20 protein-coding genes are annotated in these 17,268 nt (G+C 45.7%); 5 read left to right on the forward strand and 15 right to left on the reverse strand.

Annotated elements, in window-relative coordinates; genetic code table 11:
• The first annotated feature begins 147 nt into the window (after positions 1–147).
• Positions 148–246 carry a smalltalk protein gene (locus KUA48_RS02220; protein WP_153080643.1) on the forward strand — a complete coding sequence of 33 codons (99 nt, stop codon included), beginning with the start codon at positions 148–150 and terminating at the stop codon, positions 244–246.
• 34 nt (positions 247–280) lie between these two features.
• Positions 281–835: an HU family DNA-binding protein gene (locus tag KUA48_RS02225; RefSeq protein WP_218432262.1), complete on the forward strand. Its 555-nt coding sequence runs from the start codon at positions 281–283 to the stop codon at positions 833–835.
• Positions 836–984: 149 nt separating this feature from the next.
• Here KUA48_RS02225 and KUA48_RS02230 read toward each other — a convergent pair whose 3' ends face one another.
• From KUA48_RS02230 to KUA48_RS02275, 10 genes are all read right to left on the reverse strand, one after another.
• Positions 985–1,143: a DUF4295 domain-containing protein gene (locus KUA48_RS02230; RefSeq protein WP_006849046.1), complete on the reverse strand. Its 159-nt coding sequence runs from the start codon at positions 1,141–1,143 to the stop codon at positions 985–987.
• 43 nt (positions 1,144–1,186) lie between these two features.
• Positions 1,187–1,375 (reverse strand): 50S ribosomal protein L33, encoded by a 189-nt coding sequence (gene rpmG, locus KUA48_RS02235; RefSeq protein WP_006849045.1) that lies wholly within the window; start codon positions 1,373–1,375, stop codon positions 1,187–1,189.
• Between the two features lie 5 nt (positions 1,376–1,380).
• On the reverse strand, positions 1,381–1,644 hold the full coding sequence (gene rpmB / locus KUA48_RS02240) for a 50S ribosomal protein L28 (RefSeq protein ID WP_006849044.1): 264 nt from the start codon (positions 1,642–1,644) through the stop codon (positions 1,381–1,383).
• Positions 1,645–1,791: 147 nt separating this feature from the next.
• Positions 1,792–2,304 (reverse strand): CinA family protein, encoded by a 513-nt coding sequence (locus KUA48_RS02245; RefSeq protein ID WP_218432259.1) that lies wholly within the window; start codon positions 2,302–2,304, stop codon positions 1,792–1,794.
• Positions 2,305–2,317: 13 nt separating this feature from the next.
• Positions 2,318–3,343 carry a tRNA (adenosine(37)-N6)-threonylcarbamoyltransferase complex transferase subunit TsaD gene (tsaD, locus tag KUA48_RS02250; RefSeq protein ID WP_218432258.1) on the reverse strand — a complete coding sequence of 342 codons (1,026 nt, stop codon included), beginning with the start codon at positions 3,341–3,343 and terminating at the stop codon, positions 2,318–2,320.
• 16 nt (positions 3,344–3,359) lie between these two features.
• Positions 3,360–4,220: a type I methionyl aminopeptidase gene (gene map / locus KUA48_RS02255; protein ID WP_006849041.1), complete on the reverse strand. Its 861-nt coding sequence runs from the start codon at positions 4,218–4,220 to the stop codon at positions 3,360–3,362.
• A gap of 108 nt (positions 4,221–4,328) precedes the next feature.
• Positions 4,329–4,949, reverse strand: a complete 621-nt coding sequence (locus KUA48_RS02260; RefSeq protein ID WP_218432255.1) for an HAD family phosphatase — start codon at positions 4,947–4,949, stop codon at positions 4,329–4,331.
• A gap of 35 nt (positions 4,950–4,984) precedes the next feature.
• Complete coding sequence (metH, locus tag KUA48_RS02265) at positions 4,985–7,768, reverse strand: methionine synthase (RefSeq protein WP_218432253.1); 2,784 nt, start codon at positions 7,766–7,768, stop codon at positions 4,985–4,987.
• 3 nt (positions 7,769–7,771) lie between these two features.
• Positions 7,772–8,251 (reverse strand): SsrA-binding protein SmpB, encoded by a 480-nt coding sequence (gene smpB / locus KUA48_RS02270; protein ID WP_006849038.1) that lies wholly within the window; start codon positions 8,249–8,251, stop codon positions 7,772–7,774.
• Between the two features lie 95 nt (positions 8,252–8,346).
• Positions 8,347–8,856 (reverse strand): DMP19 family protein, encoded by a 510-nt coding sequence (locus KUA48_RS02275; protein ID WP_118253326.1) that lies wholly within the window; start codon positions 8,854–8,856, stop codon positions 8,347–8,349.
• Positions 8,857–9,097: 241 nt separating this feature from the next.
• Here KUA48_RS02275 and KUA48_RS02280 point away from each other — a divergent pair, with 241 nt between their 5' ends.
• The gene (locus KUA48_RS02280; protein WP_006849036.1) at positions 9,098–9,799 is read left to right on the forward strand and encodes an iron-sulfur cluster assembly scaffold protein; all 702 of its coding nucleotides are present in this window, start codon (positions 9,098–9,100) and stop codon (positions 9,797–9,799) included.
• A gap of 15 nt (positions 9,800–9,814) precedes the next feature.
• The gene (locus KUA48_RS02285; RefSeq protein WP_089543362.1) at positions 9,815–10,828 is read left to right on the forward strand and encodes a GGGtGRT protein; all 1,014 of its coding nucleotides are present in this window, start codon (positions 9,815–9,817) and stop codon (positions 10,826–10,828) included.
• A 175-nt stretch (positions 10,829–11,003) separates the two neighbouring features.
• Here KUA48_RS02285 and KUA48_RS02290 read toward each other — a convergent pair whose 3' ends face one another.
• The 5 genes from KUA48_RS02290 to KUA48_RS02310 all read right to left on the reverse strand — a co-directional run bounded on the left by KUA48_RS02290 (position 11,004) and on the right by KUA48_RS02310 (position 14,996).
• Positions 11,004–12,488 (reverse strand): hypothetical protein, encoded by a 1,485-nt coding sequence (locus tag KUA48_RS02290; protein WP_218432252.1) that lies wholly within the window; start codon positions 12,486–12,488, stop codon positions 11,004–11,006.
• Positions 12,489–12,577: 89 nt separating this feature from the next.
• Positions 12,578–13,102 (reverse strand): 30S ribosomal protein S16, encoded by a 525-nt coding sequence (locus KUA48_RS02295; protein WP_153089198.1) that lies wholly within the window; start codon positions 13,100–13,102, stop codon positions 12,578–12,580.
• A gap of 139 nt (positions 13,103–13,241) precedes the next feature.
• A complete protein-coding gene (locus KUA48_RS02300; RefSeq protein WP_006849032.1) occupies positions 13,242–13,709 on the reverse strand; it encodes a DUF4293 domain-containing protein in 468 nt (155 codons plus the stop codon).
• A 14-nt stretch (positions 13,710–13,723) separates the two neighbouring features.
• The gene (locus tag KUA48_RS02305; protein WP_006849031.1) at positions 13,724–14,074 is read right to left on the reverse strand and encodes a DNA-directed RNA polymerase subunit omega; all 351 of its coding nucleotides are present in this window, start codon (positions 14,072–14,074) and stop codon (positions 13,724–13,726) included.
• Positions 14,075–14,129: 55 nt separating this feature from the next.
• Entirely contained in the window at positions 14,130–14,996 is an 867-nt protein-coding gene (locus KUA48_RS02310; RefSeq protein ID WP_118253384.1) for an outer membrane protein assembly factor BamD, read from the reverse strand.
• Positions 14,997–15,154: 158 nt separating this feature from the next.
• Here KUA48_RS02310 and uvrB point away from each other — a divergent pair, with 158 nt between their 5' ends.
• On the forward strand, positions 15,155–17,200 hold the full coding sequence (uvrB, locus tag KUA48_RS02315) for an excinuclease ABC subunit UvrB (RefSeq protein ID WP_218432251.1): 2,046 nt from the start codon (positions 15,155–15,157) through the stop codon (positions 17,198–17,200).
• Positions 17,201–17,268: the final 68 nt, after the last annotated feature.

A 17,268-nucleotide genomic window follows, 5' to 3' on the forward strand; every position in this document is an offset into this window, starting at 1 on the left:
GAGTTAGTATTTTTAACACAATATGGCAGAAATGTTAATGGAATTTCACATAACTCTGCAAGGTGATTTTTGGTGGTGTAGAAAAAATGTAGTACCTTTGCACCTGTAATCAAGAACATTATTAATCACTAAAAAAACTAGAAAATTATGAAGAAAGAAACTTGGAAACAGATTTTTCAGATTGTACTCACAATCTTGACGGCGCTCGGCACTACCCTCGGAGTAACATCATGCATGGGGGTATAAACTATTTTTCAATCACTTTAAAACAAAAAGAACTATGGCAACAAAAGGAACATTGAAGTATCGTAAAGTAACTCGCACTCCTCAGAGCGGACCTAACAAGAACAAGCAGATGTATTACGCAACTGCTGTAACTGACCGTGAGATGAACTTCGAGGAGTTTGTAACTCACATCTCGGAGCACAACTCTCCTTACAGCCGAGGCACCGTACACGGCGTATTGATGGATACGCTCGACTGCCTGCAGGAGCTCATCCTCGATGGCAAGAGCGTACGTCTCTCCGACCTGGGTCTCTTCTCCATCGGTATGACATCACGTGCCGAGGATACCAAGGACAAGGTATCGGCAGCGAGCGTGGAGGGCGTACACCTCATCGTGCGTAACACCAAGACTTGGAGCAACGCTGAACTGCGCAAGAAATGCCGCATAGAGGAGTATGACACCTACGGCAACACTACCGACGAGGGCTCTGTGCCGGGCGACGGCAAGGACAACGACGGAGGCGGCAGCTCTACCCCTAGCGGCGGCTCTACCCCTAGCGGCGGCGACAGCGGCACTACCGCTCCTGACGGCGGCGATGGACTGGAGTAAGCTACGGCTAATAGAATAGATGTGGGGAGTTACCCCCCAGCACCGACACACGAAAAAAAAGGTCGCTCCCCTAATTGGGTAGCGACCTTTATCTTTATATTTGAATTTTGATGTAATCTAAATTCAACGATGCATCATCTGCAAGGAAATTAATCCTTGAAGAAATCCTTAACAGCCTCGTTTGGTACCATCTTCTCATCGAAAACGTATGCACCAGTCTTAGGGCTCTTAACCATCTTGATAACCTTTGTATATGCGCGACCATCCATGTTACCTTCGTGGAGGGTAGCGACCGCTTTCTTTGCCATAGTCTATTTAAATTGATAAAATTATTAAACTTGTAAGCTAAGCTTACTTAATCTCCTTGTGAAGAGTCATCTTCTTAAGGATTGGGTTGTACTTCATCAACTCAAGACGCTCAGGAGTGTTCTTACGATTCTTTGTAGTCACGTAACGGCTTGTACCTGGCATACCACTGTTCTTGTGTTCAGTGCACTCGAGGATAACCTGTACTCTATTACCTTTTGCTTTCTTTGCCATGATATTTATTCTCCTATAACTTTAATGTCCTTCCAATCTACGTAGCCCTTCTTTACTGCCTGATTCAAAGCAGCATCGAGACCTACCTTATTAATAAGACGAAGACCAGCAGCACTGATCTTGAGGCTGATCCAGCAACCCTCTTCTACATAGTAGAATTTCTTGCTGAAGAGGTTAACATCAAAGCTTCTCTTTGTACGGTGCTTTGAGTGAGACACATTGCAACCTAACTGTGCCTTCTTACCTGTAATTTGACAAATCTTAGACATTTCTATCTTTAATTTTGTAATTCGTTAATTGATACCTATTCCAAACAGAGTGCAAAATTACAAAATAATTTGGTAATAACAAAATAATCCCTAAAAGAACGCTGTCTTTTAAGGATTATTAATATTTGATAGCCTTAAATTAGCAATTTAAGCCTCTTTTTTAAGTTCTTCAGTATGTTCTTTCAAGAATTCGAGCATGCCTTTAAGCGCTGTATTTGTGGCAATTGCAAGGTTGATGTCGCGTCCGAAATCTTCGGTGAGTTTTACCACGCGAACATCGTTCTTATCGCCATAACCTACATAGATTGTGCCCACAGGAATGGCTGGAGTTCCACCCGTTGGACCAGCCACACCCGTTGCTGAAATGGCGAAGTCTACATTCAGGGTCTTGATTGTGCCAAGCACCATCTCCCTTGCCACTTCCTCGCAAACGGCAGTCTGCTCCTCCAGGACCTCATGGCTCACGCCCAAAAGATTCTCCTTTACCTCGTTGGTGTAGCTTATTACACCACCCTTGAAGTAATTGCTGGCACCTGGCACAGAAATCAGCGCCTCGGCGATACGACCGCCTGTGCAGCTCTCTGCTGTGCCTACTGTCTTGTCACTATTGTAAAGCATCTCCTGGATGCCCTTGCTCAATATCTTTGTTTCAAATTCCATCTTGTTTTGTTAATTACTTAAATGTTACTTTACTATAGGCTGGCAAGTCGATGGTTGCAAACTCACCATCACGATACTTGAAGGTTCCCACGCAGCCTATCATCGCCGCATTATCGGTAGTATAGCTGAACTTAGGGATGTAGATAGTCCAGCCGAAGCGCTTGGCATGATCGTGGAAAGCGTTGCGCAAACCATTATTGGCACTCACACCTCCAGCTACAGCCACATGCTTGATGCCGGTCTGCTTGACAGCCATGCGGAGCTTCTTCATCAGAATATCAACGATGGTAAACTCTATGCTGGCAGCCAGATCGTACTTGTTCTTCTCAACAAAATCAGGATCAGCAGCCACCCATTTGCGCAAGCTGTAGAGGAAACTTGTCTTGAAGCCGGAGAAACTGTAATTCAAACCCGGAATATGAGGCTCAGAGAAACTGAATGCCTTCGGATTGCCCTGGCGTGCATACTTGTCTACGACAGGACCACCAGGATACCCCCACTCCAGTACCTTGGCGCACTTGTCAATAGCCTCGCCAGCCGCATCGTCGATGGTCTGTCCCAGCACTTCCATATCGTTGTAGGCATTCACCTTTACAATCTGCGAATTTCCACCGCTCACGAGAAGACAGATGAACGGGAATGGAGGTGCACTCTGGTCATCATCGCTCTCCTTGATGAAATGAGCCATCACATGACCCTGCAGATGGTTTACATCAATCATCGGAATATTGAGCGAACGGGCGAATCCCTTAGCAAAACTTACACCCACAAGGAGCGAGCCCATCAGACCCGGACCACGGGTGAAGGCTACGGCTGAAAGATCTTCCTTCTTGATGCCGGCACGCGCGATGGCCTGGTCAACGACAGGAACCACATTCTGCTGGTGGGCACGGGAAGCCAACTCCGGAACAACACCGCCATAAGCCTTGTGAACCTCCTGAGAGGCGGTTACATTGCTCAGCAGCACACCATTCTTGAGCACTGCTGCAGAGGTATCGTCGCAGCTGCTCTCTATACCTAATATATATATATACTTCATTTCTTAACATTTAACGTTAATATGTCAAAACCTCCACACCTGTCTCTGTCATCACAAGCGTGTGCTCCCACTGCGCAGATGGTTTCTCATCGCCAGTGATTACTTCCCATCCGTATGGATCGTCCGCATCGAGGAAAACCTGCCAGGTGCCCATGTTGATCATTGGCTCGATGGTGAATACCATGCCCGGAACGAGCAGCATGCCAGTGCCTCTATGACCATAGTGAAGAACCTCAGGCTCTTCATGGAACTGGCAACCTACGCCATGACCGCAAAGATCGCGAACCACACCATAACCATACTTCTTGCAATGCTTCTCGATAGCATGACCGATATCACCTACGAACGAGTATGGCTTGGCAACCTCCATACCGATTTCCAGGCATTCCTTGGCTACGCGAACCAGCTGCTCCTTTTCAGGAGTAGTCTTGCCGCCAACGATGAACATACGGCTGGCGTCAGCATAATAGCCATCTACGATGGTTGTCATGTCCACATTGATGATATCGCCCTCTTCGAGCACATCCTCTTCCTTAGGAATACCATGGCAAACCACTTCGTTGATAGAGGTACAAACGCTCTTAGGATAGCCTTCGTAATTGAGACACGCAGGAATGGCATTATGATCCTTACAATACTGCATGCAGAGATCATCAATCTCCTGGGTGTTGATTCCCGGACGGATCATCTCGGCTACCGCATCAAGACAACCGGTGTTTACGACACCACTCTTGCGGATGCCTTCTATCTGTTCTGGAGTTTTAATCAAGTCACGGGTAGGAACAAGTTTACCCTTGTTTTCCCAAAACATTACCTGCTTGTCGAGCTCTGTAAGAGGCTGACCTGGCAAGCAATGCCATCTTTTCTTCTTAATCATTGTATTATGTATTTAATATTTGCGACTGCAAAAGTACATTTTTTATTGCAGAGCACAAAATAAAATGGCAATTATTTGCATTTTAGTGCAAATAATCACCACAAATAATTACTTCAAATGCTCGTAAATCTTATCGCACCAGTCTTCGCCATTCTGCGGACAATAAGTAAACAGTCCCAGTTCAGAGGCTGCACAGCAGTTACGGGGACCATCATCAATAAACAGACACTCCTCTGGCATGATCTGCTCCTGAGAAAGGACATAACGGAAGAAATTCTCATCCGGCTTCATATACTTTGCCTCATAAGAACGGTACATCGCATCGAAATAATCGCCGATAGGATGACCGTCGGCAGAGAATGCCTCGCTGTCTACCCAGGCTGATACATAAGGGTTGGTATTGCTGAGCAAGATTACACGGTAGCCCTGCTTCTTAAGATTGCGGAGAGTAACCAGATTGCGTTCTGGAATTTCCTTCATGTAGCCCAGCCAGCAATGCTGCAGTTCCTCGAAGGTTACCTCGCGGCCAATCTTCTTGCTCACTTCCCGACGATATTCCTCCTCGGAAATCTTGCCCTCTTCCAGCTGGCCGTTTAAGCCAACCTGCTTATAAGGGTCCATCTTCTCCGCAAACTCCTTCATACCCAACTCAATGAAACGTTTGCCTGCCTCATTCTCGTCGAGGGTGATGATGACACCACCCATATCAAAAATCACAGTTTTAATCATATAATTATCCTAAAAACGTTGTATTCTTTATCTTGTCAGAACAGCTCCAGCTTGTTCTTTCTAGCCTCTGAGAGCGAGGCTATCTTAGCCTGCTCTTCGTGATAGTTCTGGCGAAGTTTCTCGTAGCGTTCCTTCAGTTCCGCCTCAAACTTAGGACATTCAGCCTCGTTGAGGAAGCGGGCACATATTCCGGCATTGAGCGATGCGTCCTTCACCCAGATAACCGGTCCGTCATATTCAGGCGCAATCTTCAGAGCCACATGCAGTTCGCTCGTCGTTGCCCCACCTACCATGATAGGAATGCGCAAACCAGCTTTCTGCATTTCTCTGGCCACATGAACCATTTCTTCAAGCGAAGGGGTGATAAGTCCGCTCAAACCGATTGCATCTACTTTTTCATCGATAGCTTTCTGTACAATCTGTTCGGCTGGAACCATCACACCTAAGTCGATGATTTCGTAATTGTTACATGACATAACCACGCAGACGATGTTCTTTCCGATATCATGAACATCGCCCTTCACGGTTGCCATCAGAATCTTGCCGGCAGTTGTTGCTCCACCCTGTTTTTCTGCCTCGATATGAGGCTGAAGGATAGAAACTGCCGATTTCATCGTGCGAGCCGTCTTGACAACCTGCGGCAAGAACATTTCGCCTTTTCCAAAAAGTTCGCCAACCAAGTTCATGCCGTCCATCAGAGGACCCTCAATTACGTTTACTGCATGAGGATATTTGGCAAGTGCTTCGTCAATATCCTGCTGCAGGAAATCGGTGATTCCCTTGCGCAGCGCATACTTCAGACGTTCTTCCACACTCTCCTTTCGCCATTCAGGAGCAGCCGGTTTCTTGGGAGCAACACCGCCTGCCTTAGCTGCAGCCTTGGCAGCATCAGCCTGGGCTTTTATCTCTGCCGCAAGCTCGATGAGTTCATCTGCAGCACCTTTTCTCCTATTCAGCACCACATCCTCGATGAGCTGAAGCTGTTCTTCAGGAATTTTATTGTAATCCATTCTGGCTTTGGCATTTACAATACCAAAATCCATACCTACCTGCTGGGCATGATGCAGGAAAACACAATGGATAGCCTCACGGATGTAAGTATTGCCACGGAATGAGAAAGAGAGATTGCTGACACCTCCGCTGACATGTGCGCCAGGCAGATTCTGATGAATCCACTCCGTTGCACGGATGAACTCAACGGCATAATTATCATGCTCCTCCATACCGGTAGCTATGGCAAGTACGTTCGGGTCGAAGATGATATCGAGCGGATTCATGCCCAACTTGTCTACCAGAAGATGATAAGCACGTTCTGCTATCTCGATGCGGCGCTCGAAAGTGGTAGCCTGACCAACCTCATCAAAACACATCACAACAACGGCTGCACCATAGCGCAACACATCGCGGGCATGAGAAAGGAATACTTCCTCACCCTCCTTCAAACTGATGGAATTGACAATACACTTGCCCTGGCAGCACTTCAAGCCAGCCACGATGACGTCCCATTTGGAAGAGTCGATCATCACCGGAACCTTCGCAATGTCCGGTTCGGCAGCAATCATATTCAGGAAGTTAACCATTTCGGCTTTCGCATCAAGCAAACCATCGTCCATATTCACGTCAACGACAGCTGCTCCATCAGCCACTTGCTTTCTGGCAATACCGATGGCTTCTTCATAATTCTTTTCGTTAATCAAACGCAGGAACTTCCTGCTACCAGCTACGTTACAGCGTTCGCCCACGTTGACAAACCGACTGGCGTCAACCGGCAAATGTACGGAATCATCGACCTGCAGAAGGTCCAATCCCGAGAGCCACATATACTTAGGTTTCTCCACCACTTGATGCGGCTTCTTACCCTCAGCGATACGGGCGTAATGAGCGATGAATTCAGGACTTGTACCGCAGCATCCGCCTATGATGTTCACGATGCCTTCATCAATGAATTCGGCTATTTGCGGAGCCATCGATTCGGCTGTCTCGTCATATTCGCCCATTTCGTTAGGCAAACCGGCATTAGGATGCGCACTAATATAATAAGGTGCAACCTGAGCCATGTGTTCGATGAAAGGTTTCATCTGAGGAGCACCAAAGGCGCAGTTCATGCCGACAGAGAAGATAGGATAAGGAGAAAGCGAAGCAAGGAAAGCATCTACAGTCTGACCGCTGAGCGTTCTGCCCGCCAGATCACTTACCGTAAGACTGATCATGACAGGCAACTCTACTCCATGTTTCTTCATCATGGTGAGCGCTGCATCTATCATCGCCTTGCAGTTGAGTGTATCGAAGATGGTTTCGATGAGAATCACGTCAGCACCGCCTTCGATAAGTCCGTCCACCTGTTCGCATACATCGGTGAAAAGCTCATCGTAGGTAATCTCGCGGGCGGCAGGATTGCTGACGTCCGGACTCATGGAGCAAGTCTTGTTGGTTGGTCCCACATCTCCTGCAACGAAGCGTGGTTTATCAGGCGTAGAAAACTTATCGCATTCGATACGTGCCAGTCGGGCACCCTCGAATGCCATTTCGCGGGCGCAATTCTCCAGGTGATAATCAGCCTGCGAAATGCGCTGGCACGAAAAAGTATTCGCGGTAATAATATCGGCACCAGCCTCCAGGTAGCGACGGTAAATATCAGATATCACATCAGGACGAGTAATGTTGAGCATGTCGTTGTTGCCTTTCATCATACCCGGCAAATCGCGGAACCGCTCTCCTCTGAAGTCTTCTTCTGTAAGATTATATTTCTGAATCTCAGTACCCATGGCACCATCGAGAATCAGAATTTTCTCCTTTACAATCTCTCTTAAATTCTTCATTGTCTAAAAGTGCTTGATTGCTCTATCCATCTCTCTTCTGTCTTCCTTTTCTTTCAGAGTCTGGCGCTTGTCATACTCCTTCTTTCCCTTACAGAGGGCAATATCCACCTTGGCTCTACCGTGATTATCGATAAATATGAGGGTTGGAACAATGGTGAAACCAGGCTGCTTGCTGTCCTCTTCAAGACGGCGCAATTCGCGCTTGGTGAGAAGAAGCTTGCGGTCGCGGCGAGCCTCATGATTGCTGAAAGAACCATAAAAATAAGGAGAGATGTTCATTCCCTTGACCCAAAGTTCGCCCTGATAGAAATCGCAATAACAATCTACCAGCGAAGCCTTTCCGCCACGGATTGACTTAATCTCTGTTCCCGTAAGCACAATGCCTGCGGTATAAGTATCAACGAAGAAGTACTCGAACGAAGCCTTCTTGTTGCGTATCTGTATCGGACTCTTCTTACGGAGTTCCTGTTCTTGCTTGTTCATATATATATAATAATGTATTATAAGTTTATAGCTTAAAGTTTATAGTTTATAGGGCAAGCCTGCTATACGGCGAAGCCGCTATTAACTACCAACTATTAACTTTTGACAATTTCGCAGAAATTGTCAATATGATCATCGATGTAGAAGGCAACCTTGCTGGTCCACTCTTCTTCGTTCTCAACGAACTCATCGTCAAAATCATCAAACTCAGGAAATTTTTCGTAGAGCGCCATAAACTCCTCATCGGTCAGGTCGCGCTCAATCTCCTCATGGTTTGTTTTATACAGGAAATGACTCTTCTTGATGAGTTTGGCGAGTTCTGTCAATCCCCAGTTTTTAAACGCCTTGTCGGTAGGGTTCTTCCAGAGGAAAGCACCGTAACCGTTATGTATGAGCTGAACCATTCCGCCATCCATCATCTCCTCATGCAGGATATCCCAAGCCAGAAGAGTAATCTGGTCGCTGTTGAGCTGCGCCATGGTTTCGGCAGTCAGTTCACCACCAATCGCTTCGCGGATAGCGTCCACGAAAGCCTTTACAAATTCATCCATGCCCGCCTCGGCAGCCTGCTGAAGCTTGGCATCGTTTATCTTTACTTCGATCATAATCTACAAAATTGCAATTTTCAGTTTGCAAAGATACATGAAATTGTGCATAAACCCAAGAAAAAATCTAAATATTAGGTTAAAGAGTTAAAAAGAATACCCATTTTTAGGTATTTTCCGGATTTTTTTTGTACTTTTGTGCTCGGAATTGAGGTGATGGCACCGATGTTTCAGCAAAACAATATGAATTAAGTACAGAACTTTATACTTATAATATTCATTAATATAAAATTTAGCGAATATGATCTATTCTAAAGAAGTAGACAACATGTGCGTTGTCGCTAAGGGTCCTAACCACGGACCAGCTCCAATTCCTGAAGAGGGAAAATGGATTCAGGCAAAAGAGATCAAAGACATCTCTGGTTATACTCACGGTGTGGGTTGGTGTGCTCCTCAGCAGGGTGCTTGCAAGCTCTCTTTGAACATCAAGGAAGGCGTTATTCAGGAGGCTCTTGTTGAGACTATCGGTTGTACTGGTATGACTCACTCAGCTGCTATGGCTTCTGAGATTCTCCCAGGCAAGACTATTCTTGAGGCTTTGAACACTGACCTCGTATGCGATGCTATCAATACAGCTATGCGCGAGCTCTTCCTCCAGATTGTTTATGGTCGTAGCCAGAGCGCTTTCTCTGAGGGCGGTCTCGTTATCGGTGCAGGTCTTGAGGACTTGGGTAAGGGTCTTCGTTCACAGACTGGTACTCTCTATGGTACTGTAGCTAAGGGTACACGTTACCTCGAGTTGACAGAGGGTTACATCACAAAGCAGTTCCTCGATAAGGACAGCCAGGTTTGTGGTTATGAGTATGTTCACCTCGGCAAGATGATGGAAGCTATCAAGAACGGTATGGACGCTAACGAGGCTGTCAAGAAGTTCACAGGTAGCTACGGTCGTACAACTGCTGAGCAGGGTGTTGTTAAAGCAATTGATCCACGTAAAGAATAATAAGGAGATACAGATATGATTAGAAAAGTAAGTTACGAAAGTCAGGAACGTCGCGAGAAGCAGGTTCTTGCTGCTCTTAATGCTAACGGTATTCAGAGCTTGGAAGAGGCTAATCAAATCTGCGAGGACGCAGGTGTTGACCCTTATCAGATGTGTGAAGATACTCAGCGTATCTGCTTCGAGAACGCTAAGTGGGCGTATGTAGCTGGTGCTGCTATCGCTATCAAGAAAGGTGCTAAGACTGCTGCTGACGCAGCTGAGGCTATCGGTATCGGTTTGCAGGCTTTCTGCATCCCTGGTTCTGTAGCTGACGACCGTAAGGTTGGTCTCGGTCACGGTAACTTGGCTGCTCGTTTGCTCCGTGAGGAGACTCAGTGCTTCGCTTTCTTGGCTGGTCACGAGTCTTTCGCTGCTGCTGAGGGTGCTATCAAGATTGCTGAGATGGCAAACAAGGTTCGCAAGAACCCATTGCGCGTTATCTTGAACGGTCTTGGTAAGGATGCTGCTCAGATTATCAGCCGCATCAACGGTTTCACATACGTACAGACAAAGTTCGACTACTATACAGGTGAGTTGAAGGTTGTTAACCGCATCGCTTACAGCGACGGTCCACGTGCTAAGGTTAACTGCTATGGCGCTGACGACGTTCGCGAGGGTGTTGCTATCAACTGGAGCGAAGATGTAGACGTATCAATCACTGGTAACTCTACAAACCCTACACGTTTCCAGCACCCAGTAGCTGGTACGTACAAGAAGGAGCGTATTGCTGCTGGTAAGCCATACTTCTCAGTAGCTTCTGGTGGTGGTACAGGCCGTACTTTGCACCCAGATAACATGGCTGCAGGTCCTGCTTCTTACGGTATGACTGATACTATGGGTCGTATGCACTCAGACGCTCAGTTCGCAGGTTCTTCTTCAGTTCCTGCTCACGTAGAGATGATGGGCTTCCTCGGTATGGGTAACAACCCTATGGTAGGTGCTACTGTTGCTATCGCTGTAGCTATCGACCTCGCTATCAACAAGAAGTAATTTCTTTGAGATACAAAACATATAAAAGCCTTGAGAATCAACTGATTCTCAAGGCTTTTTTTTCTTTATTTATCCTACTGGAATAAGAAAATATCTCCGAGAGATATTTTTATATCTTTCGGAGATATTTTTATATCTTTCGGAGAAAATAATTTATCCTACAGAGTTTCTATTTTTATCTAACCAGTTTTCGAATTTTCCTAAAACTAAACGATGTGCTCATGAGTACAATGATTACGCCAATCAGCCAGTAAAGCCAATCACGATAACTGATCATGAAAACCAGGAACAACATCAAGAGCAGAATCAGAAGCTGAAAGATACAGAATCTGAAACCAAGAGCAGATAAACGATAACCATAAACGGCTCTGCTGAAAACCAATACAGCTAAGGTCTCTATGGCATAAGCCACAGCAATACCCCCTCCTACTCCTCTCAATCCATCTAACTGATAACCAGCTATTTCGCAGATTATCAGCAAGATAACACAAAAACTTTCCTGAATGAGAAAAAGTCTGGAATCTCCCCTTGACAGCGGGAGATATTCTATCGGAAGATAAACCGCCTTGAACAACATGGCAACAGCAGCAAGCTGAGTCATCTGGAGCATCCCCATAAACTGGGCATTGTATAATATCGGAATAATGAGAGGCAGACCTAAAATGATAGCTGCAACGATAGGCCCCAGCAACAGGACATTCATTTCAAGCTGGCAGTTCACACAGAGATTGCGCTCTTTAACAGACTCCTCGTTTTTTCTAGAACCCGAAATGCCGGAGAGACGGGGATAAAAATCCTGATCCATGACCGAGAACACCATTCCAGCATAAACAAAGACAATCGTTATACCGGCATTGAAAAGTCCGACAACTTCCAGATCGCCTTGTTGGTTCAAAAAGGCACGAATCAGAAATTCGCAGCCGCTATTCATCAAACCCGAAAGTACAAATGCCCCGCCAAGTCGCAAAAGTGGGAAACCTGCAACTAGCGTCATTTTTCGCATATTTACGCCCCACCGTACAACTCGTCGGGAATATCGAAAATTCAGAGTCCATTGCATAAATGCCAAAATGAACAGAACGGGCAGAATACCTCTCTCACCAAATATCCAATAAACCGGAACCGAAACCAAAAGCAGAAGAATAGCCAGAAGACTTGCCTGCATCGCCAACGCACGCAACTGTCCGGTAGCTTTCAGAATGGCTGTTTCACCTCCAGCCAGAATCGTGAAGAAAATGGTTGGTGCCAGGAGAATGAAATGTAGCGTATGATTGCCCCAGGAAAAAGTAAACCCATTGAGTAACGGACCCAGAAGAACACAGACGATGGCTCCGAAAAATGCAGCAAGAAGACTATAGGTGCGGACAAGAAGAACCGCCCCGGCGATATCAGCCTTTTCAGACTGCGATTCATCTGCAGCATGTTCCTTTTCAGAAATAAATTTAACACCACTTGTAGGAATGCCGAAATTACACGCAGAACTGAGAACAGAAATCGTAGAGCTGAAAAGAGACAGCAGTCCCATTCCAGAAGGTCCGAGGAAGAGCGCCGTAAATTTATTGCGCAAAACTCCTACAAGAATTCCCAATCCTTGCACACTGCCAAACAATCCTGTATATTTCAGAATATGCGAATAACTGTTTTCCTTTTTATCACCCATAATCAAAAGAAACAAAAAAAGGTTGGATTTCCCGAAAGAGAAATTCAACCTTTATACTTTAAAATCTCAAAAGAAGATTCTGTCGAAGATTAAGCCTCAGCTGGAGCCTCCTCTGCAGGAGCTTCCTCAGCAGCCTCTGCCTCAGCAGCAGCTGCAGCAGCCTTCTTGTCAGCTACCTTCTTAGCGATTGCCTCGTTCATCTTCTTCTCAGCCTCGAGCTCCTTAGCAGCAGCTTCCTTCTTTGCCTTAGCATCGCCCTCGCGAACAGCAGAAATCTTAGCGTCCTTGCTATTCTTCCAAGCGTCGAAACGCTTCTGAGCCTCAGCATCGTCGAATGCGCCCTTCTTAACGCCACCCTTGAGGTGCTTCATCAAGTAAACGCCCTCGCCCTTGAGGATGTTGCGAACTGTGTCTGTTGGCTGTGCACCAGTCTCTACCCAGTAGAGTGCGCGCTCGAAATTCAAATCTACAGTAGCTGGATTGGTGTTAGGGTTGAAAGTACCAATCTTCTCAGTAAATTTACCATCACGTGGTGCTCTAACGTCAGCGATTACGATGCTGTAGAAAGCATAGCTCTTACGACCGCCGCGCTGCAATCTGATTTTTGTTGCCATTTTTAAATCTTAATTTTAATTTAATTTATAATGAGGTTTGAATTTTATGCTGCCATCTCGTGACAGCGGGTGCAAAATTACTACTTTTATTTGAATTGAGCAAACTTTTATCGATATTCAAATGCTTTTTTAGCATTTTTTATCTGATTCGGTCTGCTGCTCTCAAGAGTTTGATGTCATCGTTCACACCTTTCATTGCCATCCATTCGAATATGATTGCTACCAAAGGAAGGCAAGCGGCAAACTGAAACTTCATCGTTCCTTCTGCTTCAGGAACAGGAATCAAGCCCATGAACATCACGATATAATCTACATACCATAAACCTGCAAAAAGCATGGCAAGTGAACAGAGTGATTTCTGAAGCTTCAGATTCTTGTACAAAAAGATGTTTACCAATGCTATGATGGCTGAAACGGCGAGCAGAAGGAACAGAGGAACGCAAGTAGTTGAAATCTGCATTCCTGCCTCCCCTACCACTCCGAGGTTATAAACCATAGTGTCTCCTCCCATCGTCTTAGCTGCGATGCTGGCGATAGGAAGAAAAAGACAGATAGCAATGGCGATGACAGCAAAGAGCAGAAATAATGTCTGTTTACGCTGTATCATATAGCTCTGGAATATTAAATTTCGCTCTCGTGAACCATTGGTGCAGATGTCTTGGTAGGATCGCGCCAATAAATATTATTCTCAATAAACTCTTCTGTAGCGAGCAAAGTTGGCTTTGGCAACTTCTCGTAGTAGCGAGAGATTTCAATCTGTTCGCGGTTCTCAAAAACTTCCTCCAAAGAATCGTTATAAGAAGCAAACTCCTGAAGTTTCTTGCTCAACTCCTGCTTGATTTCGATAGAAATCTGATTAGCGCGCTTTGCAATGATAGCTACGCTCTCGTAGATGTTATGGGTATCATCGCAGAGATCCATAATGTTGCGAGTTACTGTGTTTACTGGTGCCTTTGATTTTTTGAAATCCATAATTATAGTACTATTATTATTATATTGTTTTTACCTTATTATATATATGCTTTTTTTAATTGGCATTATTGCCAAGCTGGTCGAGAGCTGACTCCGGATGCTCTTTCTCGTACTGCTTGCACTTCTCAATATACTTCTCGGCAAGTGCACGGTCCTTTGAATCAGGATATTCGTTGATAAAGCCATAACACTCATCCTCAGCATCCTGATAGCGCTCCAACTGCTTTTTCTCGACACTCATCTTTGCCAGTTCGTATTTACCTTTCATGATGAGCGATGCAAACTCCTCGCGTCGGTTGCTGTAAGGATAATCCTTAAGCGCATTCTGTGCAGTTACGATACAAGCCTCATAATTGTTGCCTCCGCTGGTACAGTTGCCGAAATAGGTGCCCATATCAAAATAGAGCTTGGCACTCTTATACTCCTTCTCAACCAAGAGGTCCTGAAGAGCAAAAAGGCGGTTTGTAGCCTGCTGCTTGAGTCGGGCATCTGGATAAAGATCCAGAAACTCCTGGAAGGCTGCGATGGCTGTAATCGTGGTACTCTGGTCAAGACGAGGCTCTGGAGCATTCTGATACAGACTCTCTCCCACAAAGTACTTTGCATTTTCAGCAAACTTACCTTTAGGATAAGAAGAGTAATACTTCTTGAAATACTCTGCAGCAGTCTCATAATCCTTCATACCATACTCGGCCATAGCCAGCATGTACAAACATTCCTCACCCTCGGTAGAACCTTTCTTCATCGTTACCAGTTCCTGCAGAAGAGGAATGGCACGGGAATACTTGCCCTGGGCATAGCTCTGCTTGGCGTACTCATACTTATAAGTATAATCGCCTGATTTCAATACCTGGTTATATTCGTGGGCACAGCTCGACAAGAGCAATGCAACACACGATGCAATAAGAGTCAATTTTTTCATAATTCTCATTTTGAACTGCAAAGTTACTCATAATTTACTTATTATCAAAAGAAAAGATACATTTTTTCGTAAAAAATTAATCTTTATAACGATTAATGGCGTTTTTTTTGTAATTTTGCACCTTGAAACAGAACTTTTGAGAAGAAATCAGGAAGAAAATGGATTTTAAGATTACATCAAAATATAAGCCAACTGGCGACCAGCCGCAAGCCATCAGGCAACTCACAGAGGGGGTGCTTGAAGGAGACCCTGCACAGGTGTTGTTGGGTGTAACCGGCTCGGGTAAAACCTTTACGGTGGCAAACGTGATTGCCAACGTGGGGAAGCCTACGCTCATCTTGAGCCACAACAAGACTCTTGCCGCCCAACTGTATCAGGAGATGAAGGGTTTCTTCCCTGAGAACGCTGTAGAATATTATGTTTCATACTACGACTATTATCAGCCGGAAGCTTATCTGCCAACGACTGATACATATATAGAAAAAGACCTCGCCATCAATGATGAAATAGACAAGTTGCGACTCGGTGCTGTTTCTGCCCTTCTCTCGGGCAGAAAGGATGTCATCGTTGTCTCATCCGTATCGTGCATCTATGGTATGGGCGGACCTGTGGCGATGCAGGAGAACATCATCAAGATTCATCGCGGGCAGCGACTCGACAGAAATGAATTTCTGAGGAAACTCGTTGATGCACTTTACGTTAGAAATGACATAGAACTGCAACGTGGCAACTTTAGAGTGAAAGGCGAAACGGTTGACATCTTTATGGCTTACAGCGATCATGTTTTGCGCGTAACATGGTGGGACGATGAGATTGACAGTATCGAAGAAGTGGATTCGCTCACTTATCACCGCCTTGCCTCGTTCGAAGATTACGAGATTTATCCAGCCAACCTTTTCGTAACAACAAAAGAACAGCAGGAAAGTGCCATTCGCAGAATTCAGGACGACCTGGTTAAACAGGTAGAATTCTTCAAGAGTATTGGAGATGGAATCAAGGCACAGCGCATCAAGGAACGTGTAGAATATGATATGGAAATGATCAAGGAATTGGGCCACTGTTCGGGCATCGAGAACTATTCCCGCTATTTTGATGGCAGACACGAAGGCGAACGCCCGTATTGCCTGCTCGATTTCTTCCCTAAAGATTTCCTGCTTGTGGTTGACGAGAGCCATGTGAGCATCCCGCAGATTGGAGCCATGTATGGAGGCGACCGGGCACGAAAGAAGAACCTGGTAGAATATGGTTTCCGCTTACCTGCTGCCTTCGATAACCGTCCGCTGAAATTCGAGGAATTTCACGATCTCATTCCGCAGGCCATCTACGTAAGTGCAACTCCGGCAGACTATGAATTGAGAGAAGCCGAAGGCGTGGTTGTAGAACAGTTGATTCGTCCTACAGGACTCCTGGACCCGGAAATCGAAGTCCGTCCAAGTGAGAATCAGATAGATGATCTTCTGGACGAAATATTAACAAGAACACACCGCAACGAGCGAGTTCTGATTACGACTCTTACAAAGCGCATGGCAGAAGAACTCACCGAGTTCCTGCTCAACCACAACGTAAAGGCTGCCTATATCCACAGTGATGTGGCAACCTTAGACCGAGTAAAAATCATGAACGATCTCCGTGCAGGAGTATACGATGTACTGGTGGGTGTCAACCTGTTACGTGAAGGACTCGACTTGCCGGAAGTTTCGCTCGTAGCTATTCTCGATGCAGACAAGGAAGGCTTCCTTCGCAGTCACCGTTCTCTGACCCAGACGGCAGGCCGTGCTGCCCGAAACGTGAACGGCAAGGTAATCATGTATGCAGACAACATCACAGACAGCATGCAGAAAACGATAGATGAAACTGCCCGCCGCCGAAGCATCCAGTTGAAATACAATGCCGACCATGGCATTACTCCAAAACAGATTGTGAAAGCAATAACCTCAGCTCTGCCTACTTGCAAGGAAGAAAAAGCAAAGATTGTTCCGATGGGAGCCGAGGGTTCTAAACCTCGCGTCTACGTGGAACCGGAAAGTGCAGCCTTCGTTGCCGACCCTATTGTTCGCAGTATGAGCAAGGAAGAATTGGAGAAGAGCATTGCCAATACTACGGCATTGATGAAGCAAGCTGCCAAAGACCTCGACTTCATGCAAGCTGCCCAATATCGCGATGAAATCATCCGATTGCAGAAGGAATTGGAAGAAAAGGGATAAATTCAAAAGAAATAACCATCAAAAAGAGGGTGTATCATAAATTAATGATCCACCCTCTTTTTGATGGA

It is taken from the genome of Segatella copri, assembly GCF_019249795.2.
Classification (GTDB): Bacteria; Bacteroidota; Bacteroidia; order Bacteroidales; family Bacteroidaceae; genus Prevotella; species Prevotella copri_B.